Consider the following 12,639-nt stretch of genomic DNA (forward strand, 5'->3'; position numbering starts at 1 on the left):
GCAAGTCGCGCCGTGATATGTTGCGGCGGGCACTCGTCGAATCCCGCGAACTCCTCGGTCCTGCCGCCGGTCCGACATATCCGCAGTAGCTGAGTAGCTATCGAAAATTTGTGGCCACCTGTACCGCACGTGAGCCAACGTTCAGAGGAAATCGATGAGTAATAACCGTTCTGCCAAATACACGGGAAAGACCAATGGTTCGGGAGGTCGTGCAGCGAGCGAGAGGGTGCACACAACAGAGGTCCTCATCGTCGGGAGCGGATTCTCCGGCATGGGAATGGCGATTCAACTGCTGAAATCGGGAATGAATGACTTCTTGATAATCGAGAAGGATTCCGAAATCGGCGGAACCTGGCGCGACAATACATATCCGGGCTGTGCCTGCGATGTCCCTTCTCACATGTACTCGTACTCTTTCGAGCCCAAGCCGGATTGGAGTCACTTGTGGGCAGGACAGGATGAAATTCAGCAGTATCTCCTGAGTCTCGCACGCAAGTACGATCTCTATAGCCGCACGCATTTCGGGCGGGCCTTGCAATCCGGATACTGGGATCCTAGTGATTCCGCGTGGCATGTTGCGACCTCCGACGGCAACGAGTACGTCGCCCGATTCCTGGTTTCAGGCGTAGGCGCACTCCATATACCGAATATCCCCCAGATCAAGGGGCAGAAGAAGTTCGCTGGTGCAGCATTTCACTCGGCGCAGTGGGATCATGACTGCACATTGGATGGCAAGAAGGTCGCTGTTATCGGGACGGGTGCGAGCGCAATCCAATTCGTTCCGGAAATTGCCAAGGTAGCCGATGAACTGCATCTATACCAGCGGACGCCGGCGTGGGTACTGCCCCGTAGGAACGTCAAGGTCCCGAAGGTGATCCAAGCCCTGCTCACGAGGGCGCCGATCCTCGCCAAAGCCCTCCGGACTGCCATCTACTGGTCAGCGGAGTCACTGTCGATAGGACTGAACGGACATATCAATTTCATGCGTCCGCTCGAGAGTGTCGCCAAGTGGAACATAGCGCGGGGAATAGATGATCCCGCGCTGCGCAAGAAGCTCACCCCCACGTATCGCATCGGGTGCAAAAGAATCCTCGGTTCCAGTGACTACTACCCAGCGCTGAATCGGCCCACTACATCCGTCATCACCGACGGGATCGCCGAGATCACCGAGGACGCCATCATATCCCAGTCCGGTGACAAGCGTCCGGTCGACGTGATCATCTATGCCACCGGTTTCCACGTAACCGACGGGTTCGACCACCTCCGGCTCAAGGGTGCGTCCGGTCGTGAACTCTCCTCCGTATGGTCGGACGAAGGGATTCAAACCCATCTCGGCATCACCACCGCAGGTTTCCCGAACTTGTTCTTCCTGCTCGGCCCCAACACCGGGCTCGGTCACAACTCGGTGGTATTCATGATCGAATGCCAGATCAGGTACATCATCGGCGCGATTCGGCTCGCGAAGCAACGTGGCGCAGCTGCGCTCGAGGTGCGTGAACCCGTTCAGCGGGAATTCAACTCGGACATCCAGCGGAAATTGGTGAACGGGGTCTGGAGCAGCGGGGGGTGCACCAGTTGGTACCTCGATGCACAGGGTGTCAATCGGACGGTCTGGCCAGGTTTCACCTGGCAGTATTGGCGGCGTACCCGCAATGTCGCGGACTCTGATTTCGCGTTGGTCGGCGAGTCGACAGGTGATCAAAGCGGCGACCTCCTTCCGAATTCGATCAAGAAGGGTAGCTTGCCGAGATGAGAGAGTTCAGCGACCGAGTCGTCTCGGTAACCGGGGCAGGTTCAGGAATCGGCCGTGCAGTTGCAATTCGACTCGCCGGCGAGGGCGCGCGGCTGGCCATTGCCGACATCGACGGCGAACGGGCCCGCGAAACCGCCTCCATGTGTACCGCGCTGGGTGTCGAATGCCAGCACTATCAGCTCGATGTGGCCGATCGTAGCGCATTCACGGAATATCGTCGTCAGGTCCTCAGCGACTTCGGTTCGGTCAGTATGGTAATCAACAATGCCGGGGTCGCACTCGGCGCCGACATACTGGATATGCAATGGATCGACTTCGAATGGTTGATGTCGATCAATTTCTGGGGAGTCGTGAACGGCACGAAACTATTTCTTCCGGATCTGATCGACTCGGGCGACGGCCATGTTGTCAACGTGTCGAGTGTCTTCGGACTGATGGCCATTCCCAGTCAGAGCGCATATAATGCTTCCAAATTCGCCGTCCGAGGCTTTACCGAGGCGTTGCGCCAGGAGATGCGAATTAACCGGCTACCGGTGGGCGTAACATGCGTGCATCCGGGTGGTGTTCGCACAAATATTGTGCGCGGAGCTCGAGGTGTCGGCGCGATGGGTGATCAGGAGAAGATTGTCGCCGGTTTCGATCGTATAGCGCTCACCACTCCGGAAAGCGCCGCCGAAACGATCCTGAAGGGCGTGCGACGGAACAAACCTCGAGTCCTTATCGGACCCGATGCCCTGGGTTTCGATTTCGTCGCCCGCGCGGTGGGGCCGAGGTATCAGGACCTGAACGCTCCGCTGGCCCGTGTCGGCTATGCGATCGGCCGTCGTTACGGCCTTGTCAAGCGCGACAGTTGAATCTGGGCCACGGGCCGGAATAATAGAGAAGGAATATCCTGGAAGATGAGCATGCCATGTGAACTCACGGTCTCCCGTGTAGTGCAGGAAACAGCGGATGCGGTGTCCATTTGGTTCGAGGTGCCCGAGCAGCAATTGGGCGTATTTGCCTACGACCCCGGGCAGTTTCTTACGTTGCGTATTCCCGGAGCCGGCGACGGGGAATATGTGGCCAGATGCTATTCGCTCTCGAGTTCCCCGCATGCAGACGACTCGCTAGCTGTCACAGTGAAACGCACGGAGGGCGGGTACGGATCTAACTGGCTGTGCGACAACATCAAGGTTGGCGCTGAGGTAACCGTTCTGCCGCCCACCGGGCACTTCACACCGAAAGACCTGGATGCGGACATGGTTCTGTTCGCAGCTGGTAGCGGAATCACCCCGGTGTTATCCATCGTCAAGTCGGCTCTGCTCGAAGGTGGCGGCCATCTCGTTCTCTTCTATGCCAACCAGCATGCCGAGAGCGTCATCTTCGGTGAAGACCTCCGTTACCTCGCCAAGCAGTTTCCCGAGCGACTGACTCTCATCGAGTGGCTGGAGAGCGAGCGTGGGCTACCGGACCGAAGCGCAATCCTTGAAATCTGCCGTGAGTACCGAAATCGGATGTATTTCTTGTGTGGGCCGGCGGCGTTCATGGATTTGGTGGTAGACGCGGCGCGCGAAGCCGGCGTGCAGCACCGGAACCTACACCGAGAAGTATTCCAATCTCTGCACTCCGATCCCTTCGACGTGGAGAACTACGTCAAGGAATCAATGACGAACGAACAAGCCCGTCTAGTAGTATATCTCGATGGTGATCGCGCCGAGCTGGAATGGCCGAAAGATTTGACCCTCGTCGAGGTCTTGTTGAACGAGGGGTACTCGCCTCCGTATTCCTGCCGGGAAGGCGGATGCGGTGCATGTGTGTGCAAGGTTATCGACGGCGATATAGAGATGAGAGTAAACGAGGTACTCGATGATGATGATATCGAGGAAGGTGATCGGCTGGCATGCCAGTCGGTACCCGCCACCAATTCGGTGACTGTGACATTCGACTGACCATGCGTTCGCGCAGGCCCCGTAACGGCGTTCATGCTCGCCCGATCCAGCGCGCAATCGCCGCCCGCGATATCGGTCACTTGTCCGATAGCGTATACTCGGCCAGATGGCGGGCGCACAAAAGCGGATTCGGGAGGTCGGTAGCTCGGTGGTTCGGCGAATTGACGCACGCTCGAGCCGATGGGAAGAGCACCGGGTCCTGGTTCGAGCAGAACTGGTCGACGCAGCGTACCGTGCCTTCGGCAAGTACGGTCCGGACGCGAGCATGGACGACATCGCTCGGGAGGCGGGTGCGACAAAACCCAAGCTGTATCGCCACTTCAAGGACAAACTGGGCCTTCGTGCAGCTGTTATCGAACGTGCGAAGGAACTCATGTGGTCGAATGTGCTTGCTACCGTTGATTTCGGATCCGATCCGATTCGAAGTGTGATGAATCAGCTCGTCGAGCAATACGCGCAGCTGGTCGACGAGCACAAGAACGTCTTCCAGTTTCTCGTTCGTAGTCATTTTAGCGACAATTCATCGGGATCGGATCCAGCTCTTGAGAACGCACGTGAACTGGCAGGTTTCATTGCGGGTCATTTCGTCACGGTTTTGGACACCGCTGGGGCTGACACGTCGGGCATAGACTTGGTGGTGCAGTCGATCGTAGGGGCGAGCCTCTCCGCGACGGATTGGTGGATAAACTCGCAATCCGATCCGACCTCGGCTATGCCGAGAAAGGCTTTCGTCGAGCATCTCAGCGCAATCATTTGGGGGATTATCGATTCCTCGGCGCGAGCTCGTGGAATCCGGATAGACCCGGATTCGACTTTGCGGATTGAGAATATTGGACTGATCGAGGCTTAGCTGAGCGAATTCGAGCCAAACGCCGGTCGAAGACGACGCGGGATGAGCTTATCTGCCATAGCGCGGTGACACTGCCGGATTGCATCCCCGCGGGGCAAAAGACCCGTGAGCAATGCCGTTGTCGCGCCATCGCCGGTGGGCGGGACGACCGCCGATCGGCCTGGTCCGCATCGATTGCTCGGTGCGTCAGCGTCGTCGGTGCTGCTCTACCCAACGCAGCAGCTGGTTGGGCTTGCCCGGCTTGTGCATGACAGCTCATGTGTCATTTTTCGGGATTGCTTTCGTGCGAACCTGCGGACCCGAATCGATGGATCCGACGCGAACTTGGTTCAGACCGCCCGCAACCGCTGGCGACCACTTCGCGCTCGACGTTCCTCCGGCCGAGTCCGAGCTACGTTTCGAGAACGTCGCCGCCTACTTGTCGTTGAACCAGCTGCTGTGGAATCAAGGGAAACGAGGGTACCGCTGCTTCAATGGCTCGGTACCGCGTTGTGGCATGCAGCTGAGGCATCTGGTCTGAGACCCGCAGAGCCCACCCCGAGATAACGTAGGGCAATCTCGGAGATCCGGCGTGCCGTTTCGGCGCTGTCGCTGGCCGGTAGTACGAGATGGCTGATCGTCAATCGAATGAGCGCATCGACTGCGTCGGCCACGTCATTGGCGTCGATGGTGGGGTAGTGGTGGAGGAACGCGGTGACCAGTCGCTCGGACGCGAGTTGAAGCATGGAGGCAGAGGTTGTCAACAGGGGGAGGACGCCGGTTTCATCGCGCGGGCCGCTACCGGGTGTAGTCAGGACGGCTTTGAGTAAGGGGCTGGTTGCAGCCTCGTCGAGCGTGTAGCGAACTATCGCTCGGATCGATTCAGGCAACGCGCTGCGGTTGGAAGCAAGCAAATCCTCGATCCCGGTCAGGAATTGCTCCGCTTCGTGCAGAACGAGTGCATCTCCAAGCCCTTGCTTGTCGCCGAACTCTCGATACAGCGTGGCGCGTGATACTCCGATCAGACCGGCTACCTCGCCGAATCGTACACGTTCCCAGCCCTTCTCGACCGTCAGGGCGCGGGCGGCGCGGATTGCTGCCTCGCGGAGGTGTCGCCTGAACGACAGCCTCACCGATTCTTCCACCACCCCTCGGATGGTAACAGAACGTGGGTTTTGTTCATGAGTGGACAAACTCCCGGACACTTCGTCATGTCCGCGCGTTGCTTGATCGCGAGCTATGCGCGACAAGCAGCGGAGATCTGATCAATTGTTGACAAAATGGTTCTGATTGTCTCCAATGTAGTTGTATCGCGGTCCTGCTCGAGTCTGATGTTGGGCGCGCGTTAGTCGACAGAGAGGTCTGGCCATGGACAAGGCTTCGGATGCGGTCAGTAGGTTGTCTGACCCAGGCGTGGAGGACTGGGTGCGCTCGTTCCGGCTCCTGGAATCCGGATCGCCAGAGTTGCCGCCGCACCATCCCGACTGTCTTGGTTGTGGGCCGGCCAACCCGCACGGACATTCCCTATCGGTGCGGCGTTGCGAGGGCGGCGTCGTTGCTCACCATCTTTTCGACCAGCGTCATGTCGGAGCGCCGGGGATCGCGCACGGTGGCGCGGTGGCGACCGTCATCGACGACCTGTTCGGCTTCTTGCTGTACACGGTCGGCGAACTCGCCGTGACCCGGAATCTCGACATGGATTATCTCGCCCCGGTACTGCTCGATACCCCCTACACGCTGCACGCCGAGGTACGGTCGCGGCATGGCCGTAAGTTGAATCTCGCGGCCAGGATGGAGGATCTAGAAGGGCGCTCGGTCACTACGGCAACCGCCGTGTTCATCGTGGTCGAGGCCGAACACTTCCTGCAGTCGCGGGCGAAGGCTCGGAGGCAGGCGTGACTGCTGGACCAACTGAGAGGGAACTACTCCTCGACGTCTTGCTGACCGATCACGGCTCAGCCGGCCCCTACGAGGCGTTCCGACGCTTGCGCGAGACTCAGCCCGTGCTTGTCACGCGATCGGGGGTCCTGGTACTGAGTCGCTACGACGACTGCGCAGCTGCGCTCCGTAACCGTAGCCTCGGCAAGGCCGACGAGTCGCTGGGATTCGGCTTGTCGGAGATTCCCGAAGAGTTGCAACGTCAGGCTATGCATCGATTCCGGCGCACCATGCTGTTCCGCAACCCGCCTGACCACCACCGGCTGCGTCGGCTGGTCGCTGACGTTTTCACCCCTCGGCACATCGACGAGTTGCGAGGCCGCGTTGTCACGCAGATCCGTGATCTGATCGATGTCATCGAGGACCAGGGTTCCGCCGATATCATCAGCGATCTCGCCCTCCCGCTGCCCGTGAATGTAATAGGCGATCTTCTTGGAGTGCCAGTGACCGATCGAGCCGTGGCCGCTCCTCTGGTACGCGCCCTGGTCGCCTCGCTCGAGCCCAGCGCGGACGCCGCGGCGCTGACTGCCGCGTGTGAAGCGGAAGACCAACTCGCAACGTACTTCACAGACCTCCTGGCGGCCAAACGCGCCCACCCGGACGACGACCTGCTCAGCCGTCTCGCCGTGGCGCATGGCGACGACGTCTTGGACGACGACGAATGCGTTGGCACCGCGATACTGTTGTTCGCGGCAGGGTTCGAAACCACCACAAACCTCATCGGTAACGGCGTTGCTGCACTGCTCGCCCATCCCAGCCAAATGGACCTATTGCGGGCCAGGCCCGATCTGGCGAGCAACGCCGTCGAAGAATTGTTGCGTTACGACTCGCCGGTCCAGACCAATGGGCGCACGGTGCTCGAGCCAACACGGGTGGCAGGAGTCGACCTGGATCCTGGCCAGGTTGTATTGACCTTGCTCGGGGCGGCCAACCGAGACCCGGACCGATTCTGCGACCCCGATAGCCTCGATATCACCCGAACCGGGACCCCGCCGCTATCGTTCGGTGCCGGCATTCACTTTTGTCTTGGCGCGCCGTTGGCGCGGCTCGAAGGAGCCGTACTGTTCCCACTCCTCACGGCGCGTTTTCCCGGTCTTAGGCTCGTCGAACAACCTCGCTGGCGTACGGGGTTGTCCTTTCGCGGGCTGTCGAGTCTGAAGGTGGTCACCGGATGCTGATCCAGCCTTACCCGCACCTGAAGGGCGGCCATTGTGGTTCGGGTGCGTTGCGCGATCTTATGTCCTGGGCCGGGCTTGGCTGGGACGGCGAGCTGAGCGAAGGACTCGTGTTCACACTCGGCGGCGCACTCGATTTCGCTTACCTGCGCGCCGATGCGATCAATCCTCCGATATACCTGGTGGGGCGTGGTGGGGATTTGGAGGTCGACCTGTTGAGGCGCCTCGGTGCGAAGACCGAACTACGTCAGACCGAGGATCCCGACCTCGGTTGGAAATGGGTGAGGACCGAACTGGACTCCGGACGGCCCGTCATGGTCTGGGCCGACATCGCTGAACTCCCATACCTGCGGGTACGACTGCGCATGAGCCGCCACGACATCGTTATCGTCGGCTATGATGACGAGGCTCGCGAGGCGTATATCGTCGACAACGACCGCGATGAGATCCAGACGGTGTCGTATGACGCATTGGCACGGGCACGAGCCTCCACGGGGTTCCCGACACCCACACGCCACGCCACGTACATAGTCGATTGGCCCTCCGACGTGCCTGACCTCCCGTCCATGGCTGCCGCAGCGCTCGAACAATCGGCGGCAACCCTGAAACATGGGGGCCCCAGTTCGATTGCCGCGCCGGCCTCGAACGGTGTCTCCGGCACCGGGCTCGACGGCGTTCGCCGCTTCGCTGAAGACGTCTCCCGTTGGCCCGACATCTTCGGAGACGAAGACCTCGAGGCTGTGCTCAGGTCACTCGCTGCCTTCATCGAAAAAGCGGGTACCGGAGGCGGTCTGTTTCGACGCCTCATCGCTCAAGGGTGCGTCGATCTCGCCGATTACACGCGCAATCCGAAGGTTCACGCGGCCGCACGCGCAGCACGGCTGGCCGCACAGTCTTGGACGAGGCTCGCCCATATCGCCGTCTCCGATGAAACCCCATCGCGACGCTCGGTTCAGGTAGCCCGGCATGCCGCCGTGCTGCCAGAGTTGGAGGAAACCTTGGCAGATCTTCTCGCCGCCGCCGCCAACTCACTCTGAACCAGCTTGTCTGCAGACAGGTACATCCGCTACGGCTTCGAGACCGGTGGTGAAGTGCGCCTGTGGGGGATGGGGTAGCCCCAGGCGGTGGCCCGGGACCGGGCCGACGACGTCACCATTGAAGCGATGAACTCCCAGCTCCTGGTCGATGTCACCGACCAATCCGCTCTGGACCCGCGCGATATAGCAGAGCGACAGGCATAATAGGGCGCAAAATCCTGCACCGACCGGGACAGTCGCGTCCGCTGGGAGACACGGCTGGAAACCATCACGGTCGTCGCGACCACTGCGCTTGCGCGCCTGGTCGTGTCGGGCATTTGGACGCCGATACCCATGGACGCCGCCGCCTTTGAACCCGGCCACGTCAGCGGCGGGGTCGCCTGTGTGAAAGCGTCCGCACTGCGACGGTGCTCGGGGCCGGTCGATTGCTTTGGGCTCGGCATTCGCAAAGTTGGTGTGGCAGTGGCTGCTCAGTGATGCGCAGGTCAGGAAGGCGCTCGAACACCCTCACTGCCGGACGGCCCGTTTTCGGCCGGGCACTTTCGGTGGGCGGTGAGGAAGTTGTCGACGAGTCGGGCGCAGTCGTCGTGGTCGATGGTGCGTAGTCCGGTGAGGCGGGCGAACACGATCGGGCCGAGGAGTTCGATGATGGCGAAGGTGGTGTCGAGCTCGCCGAGCATCGCGCGGGCGTCGGGGCTGGTGAGTATCTGGTCGAACGGGTGGCGGTATTGCTCGATGACGCGGGCGCGTAGTGAGGTGACGGCGGCCGGGTCGGGGTGGTCCTCGCCGATAGATCCCATCGCCAGCCAGGCCAGGGTGGTCATCTGTACCGGGGCTTGTTCGATGAGGTCGGCCTGGGTGGTGAGCAGCGCCAGGAGCTGCTCACGCACGGGCCCGGTGCCGGTCGGTGCGTCGACCTGGGGAAGCAATCGTTCGAAAGTCGCCGCGAGCAGCTGGGTGGTGCTGCCGAAATGCCGGTAGAGGGTGGCGCGAGCGACTTTCGACACGCGGGTGACCGCCTCGACGGTGACCGCTTCGACACCACCGGTCGACAGCAGATGGGTGGCCGCGTCGAGCAACCGGTTGCGTGAGCGCGCCAGCCGCGGATCGGCCTGCTCCTCGGCGGTGGTGAGCGGGTCGGTCACTGCGGGATCCCGGTCGGTCATGGCCGCGCGCTCCTCCGGTTCGTGTCGTTCAAATCGTGCGAATGTGTGGACATCATCCCACACCCCGACCATTATGATACTGACGGTCTCGCACCGAGACTGGTAGTCTTTAACGTTGGGAGGTGCCGGTGACCAGACCCGGAACGGACACGGTCGAGATCGCCCGCTGGACCAGGGCCCAGTGGTGGATGCTGACGGTGTCGTGCCTGGCGGTGGCGCTGGTCGTCGCGGCGATGGCGGCACTGTATTCGGCGTTGCCGCAGATCGCGGTCGCGACCGGGGCCACCCAAGCCCAGCTGACCTGGATCGTCGACGGCTACACCCTGGTGCTGGCCTGTCTGGTGCTGCCCGCCGGAGCCATCGGCGACCGCTACGGGCGCCGCGCGGTGCTGGTCGCGGGACTGGCGGTATTCGCAGCTGCCTCGGCGCTGCCGCTACTGCTGTCCGACCCGGCCTGGTTGATCGCGGCGCGCGCGCTGGCCGGGGCGGGCGCGGCGCTGGTGATGCCCTCGACACTGTCGATCCTGACCGCGAGCTTCCCTCCTGCTCATCGTGGCCGGGCGGTGGGAGTGTGGGCCGGGGTCGCCGGGTCCGGGGCAGTGCTGGGCATCCTCGGTGCCGGGCTCCTGCTCGAGCGGTGGTCGTGGCTATCGGTGTTCGTCGGGTTGACCGTGGCCGGGGCAGTGCTGGCGGGGTTGGCGTGCACCATCGCCGAGTCCCGCCAGCGCGAGCATCCGCCGGTGGACTGGGTGGGCGCGGGCGCGGTCGCGGTGGCGGTCGCGGCGATCGTGTTCGCCGCGGTCGAGGTCCCCGCGCGCGGCTGGGCCGACCCGCTCGTCGCCGCCACCGCCGGGATCGGTGTGGCCGCGGCGGTGGCGTTCGTGGTCGTCGAGCTGCGCTCGGCGGCGCCGCTGCTGGATGTGCGGTTGTTCACCCGCCGGGGCTTCGGTGCCGGGTCGCTGTCGGTGACCATCCAGTTCCTGGTCACCTTCGGGGTGTTCCTGCTGCTGGTGCAGTACCTGCAGTTGATCTTCGGTTACGGGCCGCTGGCCTCGGCGCTGGCGCTGGCGCCGATGGTGGTGCCGCTGGTCGCGATCTCGGTGATCGCGCCGTGGCTGTCGAGCCTGGTCGGGTTGCGGGTGATGACTGTGGTCGGCCTGCTCACCATCGCCGCCGGGCTGGTCCTGGTGAGCAGGTTGACCCTGGCCGCGCACTACCTCGATCTGCTGTGGCCGCTGCTGATCATGAGCGCGGGCCTGGGATTGTGTACCGCCCCAGCGACCTATGCCATCGTCGCCGACACCCCCGAGGCCAAACACGGGGTCGCTGCCGCGGTCAACGACGCCGCCCGCGAGATCGGGGCCGCGATCGGGATCGCCGTGGCCGGCAGCGTGCTGGCCGCCGGCTACACCCACCACATCGCGCCCGCGCTGTCCCGGCTGCCTGAGCCCGCCCGCGGCCCGGTCGCCGATTCCCTGGCCGCGGCTCTACAGGTCGCCGACCAGGCAGGACCGGTAGCCGCGCCGTTGGCCGAGTTCGCCAAGGCCGCGTTCGTGCGCGGCAGCGGCCAGGCCGCGCTCACTCTGGCCGCCCTCACCACGATCGGGGCGATCGTGCTGGCATTCCTCGCCCCGGGCCCCACCACCCGCCGATTCCGAACACCACGCCCGCACCCGTCCACCCCATCCCCCTGAGATACCCCTTCTCGTGAAAGACGCCCGTCATGACGGCCTATCGCACGATCATCGTCGACACCGACGGATCCGACCGCTCCTACCATGTGGTCGACCACGCCGCCGAACTCGCCCACGCCACCCACGCCCGGCTCCTGATCATCTGCGCCCGCCACGACATCGACGAACGTGATCTCGGGGCCGACCTCGACCGGCTCGGACCCGACGCCTACCAGCTACGCGGCACCACTCCCACCGACGCCATCCTGCGGACCGCCCACCAGCACGCGATCAGCCACGGCGCCACCAACATCGAAACTCACATCCTGGACCAACCCACCCCACACGCGCTGCTGCACCTGGCCGCCGCCACCGGCGCCGACCTCATCGTCACCGCCGACCCCCACCGGCCACCGCTGCTGGCAAGGCTGCTGACCACCCCACCGATCGAGCTCGCCCGCAAAGCCCACTGCGACATCCTCTTCACCACCACCCCGTAGCCACACATCCCCGCAGAAAGCGCCCATGACCGAGGACACACCCAGCACCGGCACACACGAACCCGGATCCGAAACCTTCGGGAGCGAGAACTGGATCCCTGCCTTTCCAGTGGTCGCACCCGACTCCGCCGACCTCCCGCCCCACCACGACCACTGCCTCGGCTGCGGACCGGCCAACCCACACGGCCACCACCTGCGCCCCCGCCGCGACGCACACGGTGTCCACGCCCACCACCGCTTCGACGCCCGCCACGTCGGCGCCCCCGCGATCGCCCACGGCGGCGCGGTCGCCACCGTCCTCGACGACCTGTTCGGATTCCTGCTCTACAGCGTGGGAGAACTCGCCGTCACCCGCCACCTCGCTATCGACTACCTCGCCCCCGTCCTGCTCGACACCCCCTACACCCTGCGCGCCCACATCCACGCCCGCGACGGCCGCAAACTCCACCTCCAAGCCACCATCGAAAACGACCACGCCCACGTGGTCACCACCGCCACCGCCCTGTTCCTCATCGTCGACATCGACCACTTCCTGAACCCACAACACACCACCCCCGCACACCGATAACGCCCAGCTCTGTTCGGGAAGCAGTTCGGCCAGCAGAACATCGAGATCGACCGGTTCGTCGCGCAAAAC

The 12,639-nt window shown here is 63.0% G+C and carries 12 protein-coding genes; 10 read left to right on the forward strand and 2 right to left on the reverse strand.

Annotation, left to right across the window (positions count from 1 at the left end; genetic code table 11):
• Positions 1 to 154 precede the first annotated feature (154 nt).
• From NOCYR_RS07810 to NOCYR_RS07825, 4 genes are all read left to right on the forward strand, one after another.
• Positions 155 to 1,753 carry a flavin-containing monooxygenase gene (locus NOCYR_RS07810; protein WP_048833154.1) on the forward strand — a complete coding sequence of 533 codons (1,599 nt, stop codon included), beginning with the start codon at positions 155 to 157 and terminating at the stop codon, positions 1,751 to 1,753.
• A complete protein-coding gene (locus tag NOCYR_RS07815) occupies positions 1,750 to 2,607 on the forward strand; it encodes an SDR family NAD(P)-dependent oxidoreductase (protein WP_014349816.1) in 858 nt (285 codons plus the stop codon). Before NOCYR_RS07810 ends, NOCYR_RS07815 begins: the two co-directional genes overlap by 4 nt.
• 45 nt (positions 2,608 to 2,652) lie before the next feature.
• On the forward strand, positions 2,653 to 3,684 hold the full coding sequence (locus NOCYR_RS07820) for a ferredoxin--NADP reductase (protein ID WP_014349817.1): 1,032 nt from the start codon (positions 2,653 to 2,655) through the stop codon (positions 3,682 to 3,684).
• 106 nt (positions 3,685 to 3,790) lie between these two features.
• Positions 3,791 to 4,534 carry a TetR/AcrR family transcriptional regulator gene (locus NOCYR_RS07825; RefSeq protein WP_014349818.1) on the forward strand — a complete coding sequence of 248 codons (744 nt, stop codon included), beginning with the start codon at positions 3,791 to 3,793 and terminating at the stop codon, positions 4,532 to 4,534.
• Positions 4,535 to 5,004: 470 nt separating this feature from the next.
• Here the strand turns inward: NOCYR_RS07825 and NOCYR_RS07830 are convergent, their stop codons facing one another.
• Positions 5,005 to 5,661, reverse strand: a complete 657-nt coding sequence (locus NOCYR_RS07830) for a TetR/AcrR family transcriptional regulator (RefSeq protein ID WP_171048474.1) — start codon at positions 5,659 to 5,661, stop codon at positions 5,005 to 5,007.
• 220 nt (positions 5,662 to 5,881) lie between these two features.
• Here NOCYR_RS07830 and NOCYR_RS07835 point away from each other — a divergent pair, with 220 nt between their 5' ends.
• Genes NOCYR_RS07835 through NOCYR_RS07845 form a run of 3 tightly spaced genes read left to right on the forward strand, consistent with a single transcriptional unit; the run spans position 5,882 to position 8,663 of the window.
• Entirely contained in the window at positions 5,882 to 6,412 is a 531-nt protein-coding gene (locus NOCYR_RS07835; RefSeq protein ID WP_048833156.1) for a PaaI family thioesterase, read from the forward strand.
• 38 nt (positions 6,413 to 6,450) lie between these two features.
• The gene (locus NOCYR_RS07840; RefSeq protein ID WP_178128353.1) at positions 6,451 to 7,629 is read left to right on the forward strand and encodes a cytochrome P450; all 1,179 of its coding nucleotides are present in this window, start codon (positions 6,451 to 6,453) and stop codon (positions 7,627 to 7,629) included.
• Positions 7,623 to 8,663, forward strand: a complete 1,041-nt coding sequence (locus NOCYR_RS07845; RefSeq protein WP_014349822.1) for a BtrH N-terminal domain-containing protein — start codon at positions 7,623 to 7,625, stop codon at positions 8,661 to 8,663. The genes NOCYR_RS07840 and NOCYR_RS07845 overlap by 7 nt, the downstream gene beginning before the upstream one ends.
• 485 nt (positions 8,664 to 9,148) lie before the next feature.
• Here NOCYR_RS07845 and NOCYR_RS07850 read toward each other — a convergent pair whose 3' ends face one another.
• Positions 9,149 to 9,829, reverse strand: coding sequence for a TetR/AcrR family transcriptional regulator (locus tag NOCYR_RS07850; RefSeq protein ID WP_014349823.1), 681 nt, complete (start codon positions 9,827 to 9,829; stop codon positions 9,149 to 9,151).
• 188 nt (positions 9,830 to 10,017) lie between these two features.
• Here NOCYR_RS07850 and NOCYR_RS07855 point away from each other — a divergent pair, with 188 nt between their 5' ends.
• From NOCYR_RS07855 to NOCYR_RS07865, 3 genes are read left to right on the forward strand one after another with little or no spacing between them, the layout of a single operon-like run.
• Positions 10,018 to 11,523 (forward strand): MFS transporter, encoded by a 1,506-nt coding sequence (locus tag NOCYR_RS07855; protein ID WP_048833996.1) that lies wholly within the window; start codon positions 10,018 to 10,020, stop codon positions 11,521 to 11,523.
• A 29-nt stretch (positions 11,524 to 11,552) separates the two neighbouring features.
• The gene (locus tag NOCYR_RS07860; protein ID WP_014349825.1) at positions 11,553 to 12,002 is read left to right on the forward strand and encodes a universal stress protein; all 450 of its coding nucleotides are present in this window, start codon (positions 11,553 to 11,555) and stop codon (positions 12,000 to 12,002) included.
• A 25-nt stretch (positions 12,003 to 12,027) separates the two neighbouring features.
• Positions 12,028 to 12,570, forward strand: coding sequence for a PaaI family thioesterase (locus tag NOCYR_RS07865; protein WP_014349826.1), 543 nt, complete (start codon positions 12,028 to 12,030; stop codon positions 12,568 to 12,570).
• The last annotated feature ends 69 nt before the right edge of the window (positions 12,571 to 12,639 follow it).

This window comes from Nocardia cyriacigeorgica GUH-2, from assembly GCF_000284035.1.
In the GTDB taxonomy this organism is placed as follows: domain Bacteria; phylum Actinomycetota; class Actinomycetes; order Mycobacteriales; family Mycobacteriaceae; genus Nocardia; species Nocardia cyriacigeorgica_B.